General features: G+C 44.0%; 18 protein-coding genes. 3 read left to right on the top strand and 15 right to left on the bottom strand.

Annotated features, from left to right (window positions below):
- Positions 1–194 precede the first annotated feature (194 nt).
- Positions 195–1010 carry a DUF2982 domain-containing protein gene (locus AC3CH4_RS09250; RefSeq protein WP_488542869.1) on the top strand — a complete coding sequence of 272 codons (816 nt, stop codon included), beginning with the start codon at positions 195–197 and terminating at the stop codon, positions 1008–1010.
- Positions 1011–1113: 103 nt separating this feature from the next.
- On the opposite strand, the gene AC3CH4_RS09255 is transcribed toward AC3CH4_RS09250, so the two are convergent.
- From AC3CH4_RS09255 to nrfB, 15 genes are all read right to left on the bottom strand, one after another.
- Positions 1114–1767 (bottom strand): MBL fold metallo-hydrolase, encoded by a 654-nt coding sequence (locus AC3CH4_RS09255; RefSeq protein ID WP_004733386.1) that lies wholly within the window; start codon positions 1765–1767, stop codon positions 1114–1116.
- Between the two features lie 100 nt (positions 1768–1867).
- The gene (gene mepK / locus AC3CH4_RS09260) at positions 1868–2416 is read right to left on the bottom strand and encodes a peptidoglycan L,D-endopeptidase MepK (protein WP_488542870.1); all 549 of its coding nucleotides are present in this window, start codon (positions 2414–2416) and stop codon (positions 1868–1870) included.
- Between the two features lie 199 nt (positions 2417–2615).
- Complete coding sequence (locus AC3CH4_RS09265) at positions 2616–4154, bottom strand: L,D-transpeptidase family protein (protein WP_488542871.1); 1539 nt, start codon at positions 4152–4154, stop codon at positions 2616–2618.
- 80 nt (positions 4155–4234) lie between these two features.
- The gene (locus AC3CH4_RS09270; RefSeq protein WP_488542872.1) at positions 4235–5338 is read right to left on the bottom strand and encodes a DUF1513 domain-containing protein; all 1104 of its coding nucleotides are present in this window, start codon (positions 5336–5338) and stop codon (positions 4235–4237) included.
- A complete protein-coding gene (locus AC3CH4_RS09275) occupies positions 5328–6389 on the bottom strand; it encodes an imelysin family protein (protein WP_114633717.1) in 1062 nt (353 codons plus the stop codon). The genes AC3CH4_RS09270 and AC3CH4_RS09275 overlap by 11 nt, the downstream gene beginning before the upstream one ends.
- Positions 6390–6547: 158 nt before the next feature.
- The gene (locus AC3CH4_RS09280) at positions 6548–7936 is read right to left on the bottom strand and encodes a di-heme oxidoreductase family protein (protein WP_488542873.1); all 1389 of its coding nucleotides are present in this window, start codon (positions 7934–7936) and stop codon (positions 6548–6550) included.
- A 110-nt stretch (positions 7937–8046) separates the two neighbouring features.
- On the bottom strand, positions 8047–9306 hold the full coding sequence (locus AC3CH4_RS09285) for an imelysin family protein (RefSeq protein ID WP_017078703.1): 1260 nt from the start codon (positions 9304–9306) through the stop codon (positions 8047–8049).
- A gap of 176 nt (positions 9307–9482) precedes the next feature.
- Positions 9483–10079, bottom strand: coding sequence for a GTP cyclohydrolase II (locus AC3CH4_RS09290; protein WP_004733379.1), 597 nt, complete (start codon positions 10077–10079; stop codon positions 9483–9485).
- 249 nt (positions 10080–10328) lie between these two features.
- Positions 10329–10505, bottom strand: a complete 177-nt coding sequence (locus tag AC3CH4_RS09295; protein WP_017063565.1) for a hypothetical protein — start codon at positions 10503–10505, stop codon at positions 10329–10331.
- An 89-nt stretch (positions 10506–10594) separates the two neighbouring features.
- A complete protein-coding gene (gene nrfF, locus AC3CH4_RS09300) occupies positions 10595–11035 on the bottom strand; it encodes a heme lyase NrfEFG subunit NrfF (RefSeq protein WP_473575715.1) in 441 nt (146 codons plus the stop codon).
- Positions 11032–11586, bottom strand: coding sequence for a DsbE family thiol:disulfide interchange protein (locus AC3CH4_RS09305; protein WP_171330945.1), 555 nt, complete (start codon positions 11584–11586; stop codon positions 11032–11034). The genes nrfF and AC3CH4_RS09305 overlap by 4 nt, the downstream gene beginning before the upstream one ends.
- Positions 11567–13483 (bottom strand): heme lyase CcmF/NrfE family subunit, encoded by a 1917-nt coding sequence (locus AC3CH4_RS09310; protein ID WP_488542874.1) that lies wholly within the window; start codon positions 13481–13483, stop codon positions 11567–11569. Before AC3CH4_RS09310 ends, AC3CH4_RS09305 begins: the two co-directional genes overlap by 20 nt.
- Positions 13484–13611: 128 nt before the next feature.
- Complete coding sequence (gene nrfD / locus AC3CH4_RS09315; protein WP_029222016.1) at positions 13612–14586, bottom strand: cytochrome c nitrite reductase subunit NrfD; 975 nt, start codon at positions 14584–14586, stop codon at positions 13612–13614.
- Between the two features lie 2 nt (positions 14587–14588).
- Complete coding sequence (gene nrfC / locus AC3CH4_RS09320) at positions 14589–15275, bottom strand: cytochrome c nitrite reductase Fe-S protein (protein ID WP_016797526.1); 687 nt, start codon at positions 15273–15275, stop codon at positions 14589–14591.
- A 3-nt stretch (positions 15276–15278) separates the two neighbouring features.
- Positions 15279–15863 carry a cytochrome c nitrite reductase pentaheme subunit gene (gene nrfB, locus AC3CH4_RS09325; protein ID WP_004733372.1) on the bottom strand — a complete coding sequence of 195 codons (585 nt, stop codon included), beginning with the start codon at positions 15861–15863 and terminating at the stop codon, positions 15279–15281.
- 481 nt (positions 15864–16344) lie between these two features.
- Between nrfB and nrfA the strand changes: the two genes are divergently transcribed.
- Together nrfA and AC3CH4_RS09335 are read left to right on the top strand one after the other, a co-directional pair.
- The gene (gene nrfA / locus AC3CH4_RS09330) at positions 16345–17775 is read left to right on the top strand and encodes an ammonia-forming nitrite reductase cytochrome c552 subunit (protein WP_017091593.1); all 1431 of its coding nucleotides are present in this window, start codon (positions 16345–16347) and stop codon (positions 17773–17775) included.
- A 125-nt stretch (positions 17776–17900) separates the two neighbouring features.
- Entirely contained in the window at positions 17901–18245 is a 345-nt protein-coding gene (locus tag AC3CH4_RS09335) for a rhodanese-like domain-containing protein (protein WP_488542875.1), read from the top strand.
- Positions 18246–18346 lie beyond the last annotated feature (101 nt).

An 18346-nucleotide genomic window follows, 5' to 3' on the forward strand; every position in this document is an offset into this window, starting at 1 on the left:
TTTCGCAGTGGTGAAAATTTGAAGCGCGATTTATACCAAAAAACAGGAGCTATTTGTAGAGTGAAGCGCCGAAAGTCGACGAAAAATACCGATATTGTCTACTAGCGTCTATTATTTAATCATCGACTTATCAATTCAGGGTCATATACACTGGTTATCCATCCAGACAAAAATATGAAAACTTGGTGTTGCCTATGGACACTCGTCACCTTACAAATTTCTCTTTGCCTTCGTTCACACGTTCGTACCGTATTCTGGCCGTTGTTTTAGGCTTCGTTTGCTTGATCGTTGCTCTGTACAGTGACAATCCAAAGTTACTGATCGTGGGTGCATTTTGCATTATTGCCCTACTCGGGACTGGCTATTATTTAATGTTGCGCAGCAGAGTGATGTTCACTCTCACACCGACTCATTTTCAGCAGCATTTTTATAAAGGTGGGTGGGTTTTAAAGTGGAGCAATATTGAAAAGATTGGCCTGTGTACTTACGAACAAGATGGGTGGCATCAACCTCTTCCTTGGGTTGGTATCAAGGTTAAAGATTACTCGCCCTACCTTGACTCTATCTGCCCCAAAATAACCTGCGAATTATTGCTGAGCCAGCGAGCACTTTTGTACCTGGGCGCCAAGCAAGCAGGTAAAGAATCACACTTTGAAGATATGGTTCTCGACTCATCGCATTACCATGCGCGCTGCACTGAGAGCGGTTGTGTGGAACTGAACAGATATAAAGAGTCACAAAATACTGACGAGGTTATCTTCAACGATAGCCAAACACAGACTAGCCCAGATTCATCCCATGAATCGAAATCCCATAAATCGAATGCGAAAAACGCAGTGATTAAAGACTATTCCGGGTTACAGGCGATGCTTGCGAACAGGATGAAATATCAGAGAGGTTTCCACGGTTACGATATTTTCATATCAACTCAAGATTTGAATATGAGTGGAGAAGAGTTTATTGGACTTGCTCGACGCTACTTGGCGGCTGCCGAGCGTCTTTCTGATTAAAATTAAACAGGTTTAAAAATAAACTCGCACGCAATAAAAAAGCTTAGCTTTCATAGGAAAAGCTAAGCTTCATTTTCAATCGTTCTTCTATTAAATCAGAGACCTAGTACAGAGGCATTTCATCCGCTACGAACGGGTTTGATGCGCGTTCACGACCAAATGTCGATTCAGGACCATGACCCGGAACGAATGTTACGTCGCTGCCTAGTGGCCAAAGCTTAGTCTTGATTGAAGCAATCAGCGTGTTGAAGTCGCCTTGTGGGAAATCCGTACGACCAATAGCACCGTTAAATAAAACATCACCAACAAACGCCATGCGCGCTTGCTCGCTGAATAGCACGACGTGACCCGGCGTATGACCCGGAGTATGGATCACATCAATCACTTGGTTACCAAAAGTCACTTTGTCGCCCTCTTCCAACCAAGTGTTTGGTTCAAAAGCTTTGCACAGTGGGAAACCAAACATCTGGCTTTGATTCTCTAGACCTTGAAGCCAAAAGTTATCGGCTTTATGCGGGCCAACAATGTTCACGTTCAAGATCTCAGCAAGCGGTACAGTGCCGCCAACATGATCTAAGTGACCATGCGTCAGTACCAAGTTCACCACTTTAACACCTAGCTCTTCAATGATCGCAGCCAGCTGTTGAACGTCACCGCCCGGATCGACAACGATGCCTTCCATTGTCTCATCACACCACACAATTGAGCAGTTTTGAGAGAAAGAGGTAACAGGGACAACTTGATACTTGAGAGACATATACAAACCTTAAAGGGCAAACTGAAATTTGGGCAAACTATGACATTGGATGTCTACTTTGACAAGTCCCTACCGTTTCGCTCGCAATCTAAGCCTAGCGCTACCAGCTGCGAACTGGGCCAGTATCGATATGGATAAAGTTGCTACGTGCATAATAACCTACACCACCCGCATTCAGGCTTTTGGCTACGTCTCTTAATTCTTTTAGGTTGACGCCATCAATACGGAAATCAATCGCTTTACCCAACATGTGGTAGCTCTTCTTAGCTACGCCACTCGACTTAGAGCGCAATGCTTCATTGGTCGTAGGAGAACGGTAACCAGAGATGATTTGAACTTCTTTTTGAATACCTAAGACATTTTGAATCTGAGTGATCTGATCAAACAGGTTCTTATCCATTGGGTGAATTTCATTACGGCGGAAATCGCGACATAGTTTGCTGAGGCGTGCCATCTCATCACCAACATAGTTAGTGCCATCGAAATAACAGGTCTCTAATCGTTCACCAGTGTGAAGATTGTTCATGCTAATCGTTCTTGGTTGATCAGGGTATGAAGCAAAAGCGATAGAAGGAGTAATTGAGGCGACAACAGCGGTACCACCAGCGTAAGTCAGAAACTGACGGCGTGAAAATAAACTTTGAGACATACAGCAAAAAAACCAATTAGATCGAACGAAAAATGCACGATACATAATGGTAATTGCTGCGTCAACGTACAAAAACCGCCCAAAAGGTTAGTATTTGTAACCTTTGCACGGTTAGTTATTGATCCACATTATAATTTTATCAATAGAAGCTTGGTTGTCATTTTTTGGTCAAGATCACCCTTATTGGCTTCACTGATAATTAACCACCCTCTTTATCATATTGATAGATGTCACCACGATACTGTATGCCCCCTTCTTCAAACAATACGGTTTGATAAATGATATGTACGGGGATTCGCTTCTTGAGTCGCACCTTAGTATTCGGAGCAAGATCATCATTTTGGTTCGGTACTTTCCTTACCTTGGTAGCAAACAACAACTCAGCCAATTCCTCTGCATGTTCAACACGTATGCAGCCGGAGCTATAAGCGCGGAAGTCGTCATTAAACAGGCCTTTACTTGGCGTATCGTGCAGATAGATCGCTCGCTTGTTAGGCGTATTGAACTTGTACAAACCTAATGCATTACGCGAGCCCGCTTGCTGACGCATGCGATATGGGAAAGAATTGAAATTAATGGTCTGCCAATCGATCTCTGTGGTGTCGACCGTCTCCATAGTGCGCCAACCATCAATCACTTGGAAGTTGTGTGTATCTAGATAGCTTTCGTCCGCTTTCACCTTAGGCAAGATGTCTTTGACCATGATTTTCCATGGCACATTCCAAGTCGGGTTTAGGATGACCGAATCGAGGTTTATCTCTAAAAGTGGTGTTTTTCGTGACTTTCTGCCCACGACGACTTTGGACTCAAAGACCTCTTCGCCATCTTCCCAATACTTCATATCAAAACTAGGGACATTGACGACGATGAGAGAGTCTCTGTTTCTTGGCCACAAACGAACTCGTTCGGCGTTCAGAGCCAATGAAGTCAATCGATCATCAAAGCTCATGTTGATCCATTTGATCGTATCTGGCCCGACGATCCCATCGTCTGTAAGGCCGTGCATGCGCTGAAAAGATTTAATCGCTGTTTGCAGATCTCGATCGAACTCGGGAAAATCGACCGCGATCATCGAGGTATCAACACCAACCAAAGCAATGCGCTCAACAAGAACCGTTTTGTCTGAAAGCTCGTCACCCAAGCGCTTCAAACCTTTCTGTCTATATCGTTCAATATTGAGTTCAGAGGCGGTTTCTAACACCGAATAGGTTGTTTTGAATTGGTCAAAATCCCCTACAGGCGGAGCGTAGGACAGCACCATCTCCAATAAATAATCATCGGAAACACTGCTTTTTAATCTCATCAGAATATGAGGAGAAGGCGCCGGTAATTTGGAATGTAGCTTTCCGGAAAAATACCATTCCTTTCCCATTAGTGGCGCATTTTCAACGTAACTTAAGTAATAGATAAAGGTATCGGTTAAAAGAACGTCCAACTCTTGCCATTGACCGCGGGATTGATACTGACGGATTTGCTTGAGTTGTCGTTCGAAGAGCGGTGCCATTTGCGCTTGTTCGAGAAGCGACAATTGGAATTCAAACGCTTTAACAAGTTCAGGGGAGTCCCATAGAATAGGCAGAGAGGAGTCTTGATAAATACTCTGGGTAAGCTCTGGATAAATCAACATAAAAGAGAGCTCTGAATCAGCCGGAATAAATCGGCTCTCGTCAGAACTCGTATAGCTCCATGCGTGCACAGAAACTAGAACTAATAATCCACAGAAGTATTTTGCGAACATGCTTAACTCCATCACCAACCATCTCATAAGTATGGCAAAGAAATAGAAGTAAGCATGTTATTTTTAAGAGGCTTTATAAATCAGATTGAACTCCAATGGTTATCCCACTGGACCGATGATTGCTGAGTTGATTTCTCATAAGGCTTGCTCTGGCTTACCACACTTCCCGCCCCAGAGCTTAGTCGAAACTCACCATCAAGCAGCACAGCGCCAGAAGCATCAGATAATGCAGACAGTTCTACTAACTCTTTGGTTTCTTTAGACCAAATTCCGTAGCAGTTGCCTCTTGGCGAAGTCGCAATAATCCAATCGTCTGACGCCGCAATACTGGCGATATAGTGATTGAACCTTGCCCATTGCTCTGGCTCTGCGTTCAGTGATTCAAACTGCCCACCTTTAGTATGCATAGCTAATAGCGAAGGATACTCATCGGGTTCACCACGATATTGCTGGCCACAAAGCACGGTTTCAGCACCATCATGGGCTAAGTGTCGAATGCTCAGCTTCTTATCCAACAATTCAACCTGATCAAGCAGCGCACCTTCAGGTGAAACATAACTTAAGCTCGGTTGCATCGAATCCAAGTTTTTTGGGGTTCTTCCATCAGTATGAACGCCACCAACGCCAATCGCGAGATTTCCATCCGGCATGATGATCACTTCATGAGGGCCAATACCAAATCCAGTGAACTCCTCGACCTTACGATAGCCTTTAGCGACGTCGTAAACGCCAATCACACCTTGGCTGCTGTCCGTTTTCCCTTCAGTGGCATACAGTAACTTACCATCTAATGAGTAAACGCCATGACCATAGAAGTGACGATTAGTCCCTTTCACGACCATTTTGATCTGCTGACCGTTTTTATAGTCAAACACCATAAAATAGTCACCAGGACGACGAGCAAAAACCACCGCATGTGATGAGGTTGGGCAAATCGCGACGCCATGACCACGATCTGGGATCGGCAGTTGACTCAATGGCATCCCATATTCGTCAGCCACAACCGCTGAATATTGACCTCGCCCATTCAGCGCACAACCGATTAATTGAGGCTCATGAGATGAGCTCATAGCACCAGAGCGACTAGCACCAGAGCGACTAGCACACCCAAATGGAAGTACTGGTACAGCGGCACAACCCAGTGCAGCCTTGAGTAGCGTTCTTCGCGTAGTATCAGTCACCATCGGTAGCATTAAATCCTATTACCACGCCAAGCTCTATCGCCACTTCTTCATGAATGAGGTACTTCAAACGTTCTAGTTTGTTGTATTGAGTCAGCACATCTCGATAGCCCTCTTTACTCTGCAATAACTCAAACAAGCTTGAGTCTGTAGGCCAAGTATCTAGCGTCAATGTGAACTGGTCAGCAACACGGTCAGCAAGGTCATTTAAGCCCTTCTCTCTCAACAAGCCGTCTAGGCCATTGCCATCGGCAAGGTACAAATTCTGCAGTGCTGCTACATTGGCTTTTAGTTGAGTCATCGAGGTTTGTGCACGCCATGATTCTGAGAAGTAAGGACGCGGATGACCAATTTTCGCCATCGGGCGACTCAGCTTTTTCATGCTGTAATCAAGTTGGTTGGTCAATAAAGCGATGTATTCAGACTCCCAGCGAGTATCGTCTAGCGCTAACCAAGGGTTAACCTGCCATGCCAGTGCAATCGAAGACGACTTAATCGCTAAGTTTTCAGTAATCGCTTGTGATGATTGGCAACCTAGCGCTTTGTCTTGAAGCAGTGGCGATTGCTCGTCATAAAGCGACCATTCCAACGCACCTAGCCCTTGAACGGTCACACTCTGCTGAGCAATTTCGTGCTGGGACCAAACTTTATCTTGCTGAGTCAGCTGGCGCATTTTTAGGCCTGTGGTGTTCTTTTTGTCTGGCCAGAATTGAACATTCCAGCTCTCTTCTAGTGCCGCTGTTGGGCCTCTTTCTTGGCCTTGTAGCGCCATCCAGCTGTTCATGGTGAGCTGCCACTGATTTTTCAATGCATCTAACTCAACATCATTGGTTTGGCAGTAACCCTGCATCAAGACTTCTAGCTCATTGGCTTGCTTGGCAAATAGGACGGCCGAATCAAACTCTTGTTGATAGACACTGCGACTGATGTGATCGGTCGTGTCTGCTTGATAAGACACACCATTAACCTCAGATGAAGCGGCTTGCTCACCCGATGATTGGCAGCCTGCCATGATTAATACCGACAAAGGCATTAACAAAAATTTATGCGTCATGCTGTTACCTTACTTCCTAATTTTTCTTTTAATTATATGAGTTCATTAAATACGAAACGACCGCTGGCCTCGTATTCCTACAAGTTCAGCGGCGCTAAGTGGTTTGATAGCGGCTTTCTTAAGTCATTAGCCGTTAACTAAACTGAATTCAACTCAGCCTATAACGAGTTTAAGAACGCCAATAACGCTTCACGCTCGCTGCTACTAAGAGCTAAAACGTTTTGTTTCGCCATTTCTGCTTCACCGCCATGCCAAAGCACTGCTTCCATAACGTTTCTTGCGCGACCGTCATGAAGCAGGAACGTGTGACCATTCACTTCTTTGGTATAGCCTAATCCCCATAAAGGTGTTGTGCGCCATTCTTGGCCATTCGCAAGATATTCAGGACGGTTATCCGCTAAGCCTTCACCCATATCGTGCAGCAACATATCGGTATATGGGCTAATTAACTGCTTAGACAGTGCAGGCAAACCTTCACGCTCTGCCGTGCGGAATTCAGCTTGGTGACAACTTTGACAACCCGCGTCTTTAAACAGCTTTTTACCCTGAACAACGACTGGATTGTCAACATTACGACGAATAGGCACGGCTAAATGCTGCGAATAGAACTCAACAAAATCTAAGATGTTGTCGCTAACCTCAGGCTCACCACCATTCGGAAAATCATCACAGGTTGATTGCGCTGATGTGCAGTTTTCATTCGGGAACAAGCGACTGGTTAAGCCTAAATCACCGTTAAACGCCGCGGCATTTTGCTGCATTAAGTTTGGCTGTCCAGCTTTCCAACCAAAACGGCCTAGAGCCATTTCGTTGGTTTGCACATCGAGAACATAGTTAGCTTTACCTGAAATACCTTGTTTGTCGGCCAATTGCTGATCAGCAAATCCAAGAATCGTTTCTTTTGAAATGCTCTCCAGCAGACCAAGACCAATCATTGGCGGCGCAACGCGCGCAGAAAACTCTGTTTTAGGGTGCATCTCGCCAAAAGCAAGATCAGTAATCTTTAGGGTTGGTTTACGCAGAGTCACGACTGTGCCGTCTTTGAATTCAACTGGAACATCTGTGTAGCTGATGTTCACTTTACCCTCTGGTTTCACACCTTGAAGCGCGAAATCTTGTAACTGGCCGCCGTAAGTCGGTTCTGGAATACCACCATCGCGAATGAAAGCTTGTCTCTGCTCTGGCGTTTCAGCTGGGATACTTAAGCGAACCAACATGGATACCGCGTTCTCATCGCCTTTTTCAGGCGCATGACCACGACCATCTTTAATATGGCAGTTTTGACAACCGTTGGTGTTGAATAATGGGCCTAACCCATCACGCGCATCGGTTGATGAGGGTGCAGGTACCCAAGGATTTCTAAAGAAGCTGTTACCGACACTGAAATCCAAGCGTTTGCTCATTGGTAGATTGGCTGCAGGAAGAGAAAAAGCATTCGCTCCCTCTTTCTTCACAGTCGTTTTACCACCAGAGTAAGTTTCATGGGCGTGTAATGGCGATAAGAAAAACAGTGCGGTTAATAGTGAGGCTGATAGATACGACTTCATACATTGCCTTGCTGTGTTTTTGATTTTAGTTTTTATTTGGGAGTAACTTTCATGAGTAACAAACAATTAAGGGCTCAATGAGAGCCCTTTATGATTTTCGTCACGGGTTCTTAGAACTCGTGATCAGCCGTGTCTGGGTTAAGGCTATCAATACCAATAACACCAGCGGCACGCTCGATTGCAGCGGTTTGAGACACTAGAGCAACAATTGTTTTGTTTACTAGTGCATTCCCCGCAGCGTTGTCAGCAGCAATTAGCTGATCGAAATGCTGGTTATTTTTTTCTGCAGAAACAACAAGCTGACCAACTTGTGCACGTGCTAGATCAAACTGCTTTTGAATCTCTTTCGCAGCTTGCTCATCTTTTTGCTCAACTAGGTCAAACAGGCTTGGACCTGAAAGCAGAGTGCCGTCTTCACGCTTATATAGACCCGTGTAAACGTTGTAGATGCCTTGCTCGTTGTAGTAGTGAGAGTTGTGCGTGTTATCAGAGAAACAGTCGTGCTCATCTTCAGTAGAGTTAGCTTCTAAAGCCACTTTCATACGCTCACCCGCCAATTCACCTAGAGACAGTGAACCCATGCCGAACAACATTTTACGTAGGCCGTTGTCGCTAGATTCAGAAAGAAGCTCTTGGCGGTAGTTGCCTTTCTCGCCTTCAGCCCACTGTTTTTCCATCCACTCTAGATCTTGGATAAGTAGTTCAGCTGATGCTTTTAGGTATGCGCCACGACGGTCACAGTTGCCGTTAGTACACTCAGCACCAACAACGAAATCAGTGTAAGCACGCTCACCTGCACCGCTGTTTGTGCCGTTTAAATCTTGACCCCAAAGTAGGAATTCAATCGCGTGGTAGCCAGATGCTACGTTTGCTTCAGAGCCACCGATCTCGTTGAGATCTGCAATTAGTTCTGGAGTAATGTTGGTTGCGTCTACCGTTGTCTGACCAATTTGGAAAGTTTTATTAGCAACGATGTTTGCGCTAGCGCCTTCGTTACCAAGCTCATATTGGTAATCAGTCGAAACGTAATCGATTAGGCCTTCATCAAGTGGCCATGCGTTCAATTGGCCTTCCCAATCGTCAACAACAACGTTACCAAAGCGGAATACTTCTGACTGTTGGTAAGGTACGCGAGACTCAAGCCAAGCTTGTTTTACTTGTTCGAAGTTGCCAGCAGAAGGAGAAGCTAAGAAGGTATCAATAGAAGAGTTCAACGCTTTTGCTGTAATTACTGAATCTGCAAACACGGCATGAGCAATATCTGCGTAATGTTCTACAACTTGATCTTGAGTTACTGCTGCGAAAGAAGAAGCAGAGGCAAAAAGGAGTGACGAAGTTACGGCTTTTGTCACTAAAGATTTAATAGTCATGAAGCGTCCTTGTTGAGCTTTAAATTATTATTCGTAGTAATAGTGCAAACCATTATCATTTGCACTACGGATTGGAATAATACAAACTTACAATTTTATTGCAAGATAAATACAAAAAAACCTCACATATGTGAGGTCTTTAAACATTTTTATGTTAAGCGCAACAAAGAGGCTAATCAGATATCCAGATTATGCTTACCGTGTGAGACTTTTGCCTTCAGGTAGCTTTCATTACCCGACTTAACATGAGCAGAGGTGTTCACCACTTCTTCAATCTCAATACCAAAAGATTTCAGCTCATTAATTTTCTTGGGGTTGTTAGTGACTAGGCGAATTTTTGTGGTTCCTAAAGCACGAAGCATTTCTGCCGCTTCAGTAAAATCACGCAAATCATCACCGAAACCTAGATGGTTATTGGCTTCGTAAGTGTTCATACCTTCACTTTGCAGGCGGTATGCATCGATTTTATTGTATAAACCAATACCACGACCTTCTTGGCGTAAGTAAAGAATCACTCCACCCGTCTCACCCATAATTCTAATGGTTTCGTCTAGCTGCTCACCACAGTCACAGCGAGAGGAATGGAAAACATCACCAGTCAGGCACTCAGAGTGCATACGAACAAGAGGTATGTCTTGTGTCTTGTCTGCTGATTTAAATATCACAGCAACATGCTCTTTATCTGTTTTCAATCCATGAAAAGACAGAAGTTCAGCATCAATACTGCTTGTTACCCCTACTTTGAAATCTATTCTGGCACGCACTTCCGCCATAGCTATACTCACTTGAAAATTCGATGTATTTAACAACACTACATTATATGTCTAGGCAATATTTTGTAGCTAACTATCTAATGATAGACACTATGAGGCTGTTAACAATTTTTTTCAAGGTCGACCATGCACTAATTGTTATATTATAACAAAAATTTTTCAGGTAACAAAAAACCCCACATTGCGATGACCAACATGGGGTTATAAATTAATCAGTTGCGGCTAAGACTACAATTTTTTACAGAACGATCAACTTACTTGAGTTTGCTTCCAGATGACAAGCTGAACCCAAGCGTTCTCTAATTCGGTTAACTCTTCTTGAGTAAGTGTAGAAATGCTCGACTTTGCACTGTATTTTTCTGCCCATTTGTCAGATCGGACATGAGTATGGAACTCTTTCTTTAAATTTGAGATTACGTTATCCACAGATACATCCTTATATAACAGTGCTTAGCCTTTATAATCCTTTAATGTTACAAAATACAGGTCAATTGGTAAACAGTAATACATAATTTTTATGAGCTCTTTCTAACACTTTTTACTGATAAATATATAAATAAGAGAAATAATACGCTCGGAAGTAGCCAAAGTAATAAGTTTGAAACACTCATTGCTGGTTTATAGAGCACAAATTCACCGAACCTTTCCGTCATATATTGAGTAATCTCATTATTACTCTTCCCTGCTTTCACCATATTGAATACAACGAGGCGTAAGTCTTTTGCAATTGGAGAGTTCGACTCAATCAGGTTTTGATTCTGGCATTGCGGGCAACGTAGGGTTTTTGCCAATGTAATAGCGCGCTGCTGCTGTTCTGGGTTTTCAAACTCAAACAGTTCAACTTGAATACTCGTGTCCTTATTATTGGCTGTAAACAGATCTTCTGCCAAAGTCGGAAAACTAATAACCATAAGCGTAGACAGCATAACGAGTGCTTGTATTAAAGGCTTCATCATCCATTCGCACCATCAAAATACATCGCAAGTTCTTTGCGCCAAACCGATTCATTAATCACGCCCAGTAACTTCTTAACTATTTGGCCTTCAGCATCGACTAAATACGTCTCAGGAGTACCGATTACACCGAGTTCTAACGCCAACTTCCCTTGAGGATCGCTGATCACAGTTGAGTACGGGTTGCCGTCGTTGGACAATACATTAAGCGCAGCACCGGGGTTATCTCGATAATTGAGACCAACAATTGGAATACCTTCCTTTTGTAGTTCGAGTAAAAAAGCGTGCTCGGTTTTACATATTCCGCACCATGAAGCCCATACATTGACCAGTTGGTAAGGATGTTGAGTGACATCAGCCAACGTAATTTCCTGTTTACTACTGATGCCTTCACTATTCGCTAACGCAGTAGATATGAATTCTGGAAATGCCCTTTTTTGCTCCGACACAATCGTCGATTGCTGTTTGTTATTGAGCGCAAAGGCAAAACCCAACACCACCATTAATGCCAAGATAATTAACGTGATGAGCTTGTTACGAACGCTGGTATGCATACTGTGACGCCTTAACGGTTTTCTTTTTACGATGAGTCAATGAGAGTAAAGCGCCAAGAATGGAAAACAACCCACCAAACCAGATCCAGCGTGCATACGCCTTGTACTGCACTCGAAATGCATAAGCGGTGGAATCTACTTTCTCGCCCATGGTGATATAAACATCGCCATGCCAGAACCACTTCATTGCAGGCTCACTCATATTCATGACTCGAACTTGGTAGTGTCTTCTTTCTGGCGCGATGGTAAAGCTTTTATCACCGGCATCTAGGTTGAGTATCGCCTTCTCTGCGGTAAAATTTGAGGCGACATAAAGCTCAGTATCACGATGAGAAAGCGTCCAATCCATGAACTCTACTTGTGTGCCAGGGCTTAGTTTATAGCTGCGCTCAAACGAGTGATAGCTATTCATTGCAGCGCCTACGGCGAGCACCGCAACCCCGACATGAGCAAAGGTCATCACCCAGACTTTGCGTTGGAACTTGGAGCTGCGCGTCTCCACTAAGCCATAAACATGAGTGAGTAAAACCCAAAACGCGAGTGACCACGTCATTAGTACCATCACTTGGGTCTGCTCGACTTGCAAAGCGTAACAGGCGAACCCTAGACCAATAGATACTAGAGCGATCAGCGTAATAACACCTTTAGTCGCTTGAGGTTTAATACTCAGTAAAGGGGCTAAGCCGATGACGGCTAACGCAAGCAAAGCCAAAGGAGCAATTAACAGATTAAAGTAAGGTGCACCTACCGATATGTTCCCCAACCCAAGCAGTTCAAAGACCATTGGATAAAACGTACCAAACACCACAACAGCGGTCGCCAGTACAAAAATGAGTACCGCAACTAAGCTCAAAAAGCTTTTGCTGGCGAAGCTGGTAATCGGATTAGATTCAAAAGATTCTCCTCTGATGATAAGCAGAGAAAATGAGCTCACAAGTACCAACACTAATATAAGTAGCAGTGCGATACCTTTGGTTGGGTCAACAGCAAAAGCATGCACCGACGTTAATACGCCAGAACGAACAATAAAGGTGCCTAAGATACTCAAACAAAACGTAATGAAAGCAAGGCTGAGAGACCACTTCAGAAGCTGTTGTTTGCCCTTGGCAACGCCTAAGCTGTGCAGTAAAGCTGTTGAAGTAAGCCACGGCAACAAGCTTGCATTTTCAACAGGATCCCAGAACCACCAGCCGCCCCAGCCTAATTCGTAATACGCCCACCAAGAGCCAAGAATGATCCCTGCAGTTAAAAAGATCCAAGCGACTAGACACCAACTGCGACAATGAGCAACCCAATCAAATTCAATTGGATCAACCAGCAAAGCGGCAACTGCAAATGCCAGCACCACAGAAAAGCCGACATAGCCAAGGTAAAGTAATGGCGGGTGAAAGATCAGACCGACATCTTGCAACATTGGGTTAAGGTCACGCCCTTCTAGCGGCAAGATCGAGTTCATTTCAAACGGATTTGATGCGAATAACGTGAACCAAGCAAATATCGCGAGCAGTAGGTTCATCACCCACAGCACTCGGCTTTGGTATTCATTCGAATAGTGTTTTTGTAAGGCGATCACGCCAGACCAGACGCTGATCGTCAGCACCCAAAATAACAAGGAACCTTCATGGCCTGCCCATACGGCTGCGAGCTTAAAAAATGAGGGTAATTGAGTATTTGAATGTTCAGCGACATAGAGGATAGAGAAGTCATCACTGACAAAAGCGTAGCCAAGCAATGCGACAGAAGTGAGAGAAAACAGCGCACTTGAAAGAGAGAAACTGCGGATTAAACCTATATTTTGCGTCCGTTTGTTTAGCATTTGATAAAACGAATGCACACCAATAATGCTACTGAGTACAGCAACCAACACTAAACTAAACAGCCCCAAAGAACCGACCATATCACCTCAATAAGGCTCCGCTTGAGCAGAGCCAATCTGAACACGCATCTCATGTTTATTTAAAGCATGTTCATTAATAAGCAGATATTCAGTATCTAACATCTGCTCACTAATAAACTTGAGCAAAATTAAGCTATCGTTAACTGCCCTGCATAAAGAACAAAAGTTCGTAGCATCAATACGCCCATTAGGCTTAGCGAAGTCACGGAGAAAATATACACCGAGCTATGGCGGATTGAGGTTGGTGTAACGGCATTCAGCAGCAACGGTAAAACCATACCGACACCGATGACACCATACCAGAACCAACTTGCCCAGAAGCCACTGCCAATTGCGTTCCATACTGCTTGTTCACTTTGACCACCAGCGAAGATAAGCCCAGTAAAGAAAGTAATAAGAACAAACAATTCAAACATCACGACTGGACGTTCGAATCCGTGGATCCATGAAATAGTCGGGCTATGAGGTGATTCTTTAAAGACCAGCACACCAAATAAAATACACGCCGCCGCTCCCGAAGATAAGCTCGAGAATAAGAACAAAATCGGCAGCACTGGGTTATTCAATAGTGGGAAGGTATTTAAAGCTGAAAGCAAGAATCCGGTATAAGCGGCAAGCATCAGAGCAAGAACAGCTAAGAATATTTCCAGAGCATTCTCAAACACTTCTAATTTGCCAATCCAATTACCGACAAAATCAAGTCGCCCTTTTAACCATGCTTGATCATTCAAGAACACGACTATTTGATCCCTAAATATAATGCCGATCCAAAGGAATAAGATCACCATATATACTTGGAATAAGATCACCCCCATCGACATCACAGACGTTGGATTATAGAAGATCATGATCTTCCAAAAGGATAACGGTTTTGTCAGGTGGAAAACCAAGATAAGCAGGCCTGAAATGATCCCAAATGGCGCAAGAAAAGCCGTGGCCTTTAACACACCATTATGAGCAGGGTCGCCTTCAATGACCTTACGTTTTAGGTAAATGGAGATCATTACGGCACCGGCCGACATCCCCGCGAGAAATAGATAGATTGCTATAATCCAGTCCCATACCACCGTACCAGACTGAAAAGCTGCGTCCCATGCACTCATAATCAAATCTCCCCTTTTTGGTGTGGCACTTTATAGAGCTTTGGTTGAGTACCTAGATAAGCTTTATCTCTGTAAACCACCTCAGATTGAAGCACCTGGTTTATCTCACTCTTAGGGTCATTTAGATCGCCAAAGACCAGCGCATTGGTCGGGCAAGATTCGACACAAGCAGGCAACTTCCCTTGTGCTAGATTGGTATCACGACAGAAGTTACATTTATCTGCGGACTTGTTCTCTGGATGGAAAAAGCGCACTTGATATGGGCAAGCCAATAGACAATAACCACAACCGACACACTTCTCTTGATGAACGTCGACAATGCCGGTTTTTTCATCTTTGTAGGCCGCGCCTGTTGGGCAAACCATCACACAAGGTGCGTTATCACAATGTTGGCAAGAGTTACGAGTAAAACGGTAATCAACATTGGGATATTCGCCTTGGGGCTCACTCTTAATAATTTCTAAGCGCGATACACCTTCAGGTACTTTGTTTACTTCACGACATGCTTCAGTACAGGCGGTACAACCAATACAAGCGGTTTCGTCATGAATCATTCCATAACGTTTAGTGCCATCTTCTTGAACATTGGCTAGCGTCTTGCGACTTGTTACCGCCGCAGTTCCCGCTACACCTGTGGTAAAAATAACGGCACCAGCGCCTGCTAAAAAGTTTCTTCTTGAGCAGCTCATAGATTACTCCTCTTCTTTCTTCTGGTTGAAGTCTGAATGGCAATCCACACACAGCTTGATGGTTTGCTTCTTATCTAAGCCCAACACCTTTGCTTCAGTCGCATGAACATCATGGCAGTTTGAACACGTTAAGTTTTGCGCGTGAACATCGTGAGTCCAACTCGCTTCACGCAGATCATCAGGCTTGTGACAATCGATACATTGGCTATTGGCATCTAAAATTAAGCTAGGGTCTAGGAAAACCTTTTCAGTTCCCGGTTGTGATTGAGCCTCGCGATACTTCACCACTTCAGGCGCACCTTCACGGTGATCGGGGCTAATAGAACTATGACAGTCGGTACAATTTACTTCGCGGCCAAGCAAAGCGTGTGCACTTTCACCATGTGAACCCAATACCGTTTCTTTTGAATCTTTATGGCATTGAACACACTTGTAGTCTTTGTCGCGGATTAGTTCGACTTCATGTCTTGTTGATTCTCCTACTGGCGTAACAGCAGGCTCAGCAACAGCATGAATGGAATAACCATAGAGGCAGAATGCTAGAAGGGATTTAAGCATTATGACTATGGCCAATTTAATATTGCCCATTTTATCCTTTCCTTATACCGGCATTATTTAACTCTCAACTAAATAATATTCCGGTTAAACAAAAGTACCCTTAAACGATATTATTACCGCTTAAATGATATCAATTCTTATTTTGGATAAGCCACAACGCTTTCTATAGTTAGAATATACCTCTAATTAGGTAATACGAAATTTGGATGGGTTAATCTGTGAACGCAATCACCCTATTTATATCATGGTCAATTTAGGTAATTGACTGTTATATATGATAATAGTTCTCAATTGAATTTTAATACCACTAACCATCAATACCCCTTTAGGGGTATATAAACTTCAACGTGATTGAAGTCACTACCGTTAATTGATCTAAGACAAGCTATATCCAACACGTAACAAAATGTGTTTGTTTATGAATTAATATAAACAGGAATTCTCCAGTTCTTAATTTGAATAGCAAACTCACAACGCTTGGTATAAGAATCAGTATATTGGAGATATCACTGTGAAAAAGCATTGGATACGTAATTCGGTCACAGCCCTATTAATGGTTAGCGCATCACTAGCAAGCGCGACCAGTTTTGCTGCGTCTGAACAAAAAGAAATTGGCGATCCTCGTAACGACCAGTTCGAGCAAAACCACCCAGATCAATATCATTCATGGAGACAGACTTCAGAAAGCGAAGTTATTGAAGACGCACTAAAAGAAGATCCCAACATGGTTATCATGTGGGCTGGCTACGGCTTCGCAAAAGATTACAACAAGGCACGTGGTCACTTTTATGCGATTGACGATGTACGACAAACGCTTCGTACTGGCGGCCCAACAGACGAAAGCTCAGGCCCAATGCCAATGGCATGTTGGAGCTGTAAGAGCCCAGACGTAGCACGTGTTATTGAAGAACGTGGCGAAGATGGTTACTTCGAAGGTAAGTGGGCGCGTCTTGGCAACGAGATCATTAACCCTATTGGCTGTTCAGACTGTCACGATACCAAAAGCGAAGGCTTTAAAAATGGTGAACCAGCACTTAAGGTGACTCGTCCTTACGTTGAACGTGCATTTGAAACGATTGGTAAAAAGTTTGATGAGCAAAGTCGTTTAGACCAACAAGCTTCTGTTTGTGCTCAGTGCCACGTGGAATACTACTTCACAGGGCCAACCAAAGGCGTGAAATTCCCTTGGGACCAAGGTACAACCGTTGGCGACATGGAACGCTACTATGATGCAATCAACTTTAAAGATTGGACGCATAAAGTATCGAAAGCACCCATGCTGAAAGCACAACACCCAGGTTTCGAAACATGGCGCGAAGGCATCCACGGTAAGAACAAAGTCGTTTGTGCTGACTGTCATATGCCGAAAGTGACCAAAGAAGATGGCACCGTTTATACCGACCATAAAGTGGGTAACCCATTCGACCGCTTCGAAGATACGTGTGCAAACTGTCACACTCAATCGAAAGAAACCATGCGTAACATCGTTTCAAGCCGCAAAGCGCAAGTTCTGAACATGAAGCTGACTGCTGAGAAACAAATCGTAGCTGCTCACTTTGAAGCAGGCGCGGCATGGGAAGCGGGTGCGACAGAGCAAGAGATGGAGCCTATCCTACTGGATATCCGTCACGCTCAATGGCGTTGGGACTACGCTATCGCGTCTCACGGTATTCATATGCACGCACCTGAAATCGCTCTAGAAGTGCTAGGTACTGCCGTTGACCGCGCAGCCGATGCTCGTACTAAGATTGTTCGTCTACTGGCGAAGAAAGGCATCACCGATCCAATCGAGATTCCAGATATCTCGACAAAAGAAGCGGCTCAAAAAGCGCTTGGAATGGACATGGATAAGATGAACGCTGAGAAACAACACTTCTTAGACACGGTTGTTCCTAAATGGGAAGAGCAAGCTGAAAAGCGTGAAGCCAACTACGAATACTAGTTTCTTCAATTAGACCATTAAGTAAAAACCAGTCACACTATTGTTGTGTGGCTGGTTTTTTAGGTTTTGGGGAATACACATCAATATCGCATCCCCGATCCGCTCGCCAATTCAAGGAATAAACAATGAAAAGCTTACTTTCGCTTTCGGCATTATGTCTTGCACTATTCAGTTCAGGCGTTTACGCATCTGAGCGTGCTGAGACTGGGTGGGAATTAATAGAGAAAGGCGCATTGGTGGTTGATGTCAGAACACCTGCAGAGTTCGAACAAGGGCATCTAGACAACGCCATCAACTACCCTCTTTCTGAAGTGGCTACTCACTTTGCTAAGATAGATAAAGACCAACCCATCGTATTGTATTGCCGTAGTGGCAATCGTTCAGGGCAAGCTTATCAATTCTTGCGTGCTCAAGGGTTTACTCAAATCCATAACGCAGGTGGGTTAATCGAAATGCAAGAAAGCCAATAACTTGAGAGATTAATGGCTTTAGAGGCTAATCGCTTTAAAAGTAAGTCGTTTCAAAAGCAAATCGCTTCAAAGACAAATAGTTTCAAAGGCTAATCAGGAAG

It is taken from the genome of Vibrio sp. QJM3NY_26, from assembly GCF_057786005.1.

Excerpts from the sequence above, each read along its gene's own strand:
- AC3CH4_RS09250 (WP_488542869.1), top strand. The coding sequence starts at position 195 with ATGGACACTCGTCACCTTACAAATTTCTCTTTGCCTTCGTTCACACGT.
- AC3CH4_RS09255 (WP_004733386.1), bottom strand. The coding sequence starts at position 1,767 with ATGTCTCTCAAGTATCAAGTTGTCCCTGTTACCTCTTTCTCTCAAAAC.
- mepK (WP_488542870.1), bottom strand. The coding sequence starts at position 2,416 with ATGTCTCAAAGTTTATTTTCACGCCGTCAGTTTCTGACTTACGCTGGT.
- AC3CH4_RS09265 (WP_488542871.1), bottom strand. The coding sequence starts at position 4,154 with ATGTTCGCAAAATACTTCTGTGGATTATTAGTTCTAGTTTCTGTGCAC.
- AC3CH4_RS09270 (WP_488542872.1), bottom strand. The coding sequence starts at position 5,338 with ATGGTGACTGATACTACGCGAAGAACGCTACTCAAGGCTGCACTGGGT.
- AC3CH4_RS09275 (WP_114633717.1), bottom strand. The coding sequence starts at position 6,389 with ATGACGCATAAATTTTTGTTAATGCCTTTGTCGGTATTAATCATGGCA.
- AC3CH4_RS09280 (WP_488542873.1), bottom strand. The coding sequence starts at position 7,936 with ATGAAGTCGTATCTATCAGCCTCACTATTAACCGCACTGTTTTTCTTA.
- AC3CH4_RS09285 (WP_017078703.1), bottom strand. The coding sequence starts at position 9,306 with ATGACTATTAAATCTTTAGTGACAAAAGCCGTAACTTCGTCACTCCTT.
- AC3CH4_RS09290 (WP_004733379.1), bottom strand. The coding sequence starts at position 10,079 with ATGGCGGAAGTGCGTGCCAGAATAGATTTCAAAGTAGGGGTAACAAGC.
- nrfF (WP_473575715.1), bottom strand. The coding sequence starts at position 11,035 with ATGATGAAGCCTTTAATACAAGCACTCGTTATGCTGTCTACGCTTATG.
- AC3CH4_RS09305 (WP_171330945.1), bottom strand. The coding sequence starts at position 11,586 with ATGCATACCAGCGTTCGTAACAAGCTCATCACGTTAATTATCTTGGCA.
- AC3CH4_RS09310 (WP_488542874.1), bottom strand. The coding sequence starts at position 13,483 with ATGGTCGGTTCTTTGGGGCTGTTTAGTTTAGTGTTGGTTGCTGTACTC.
- nrfD (WP_029222016.1), bottom strand. The coding sequence starts at position 14,586 with ATGAGTGCATGGGACGCAGCTTTTCAGTCTGGTACGGTGGTATGGGAC.
- nrfC (WP_016797526.1), bottom strand. The coding sequence starts at position 15,275 with ATGAGCTGCTCAAGAAGAAACTTTTTAGCAGGCGCTGGTGCCGTTATT.
- nrfB (WP_004733372.1), bottom strand. The coding sequence starts at position 15,863 with ATGGGCAATATTAAATTGGCCATAGTCATAATGCTTAAATCCCTTCTA.
- AC3CH4_RS09335 (WP_488542875.1), top strand. The coding sequence starts at position 17,901 with ATGAAAAGCTTACTTTCGCTTTCGGCATTATGTCTTGCACTATTCAGT.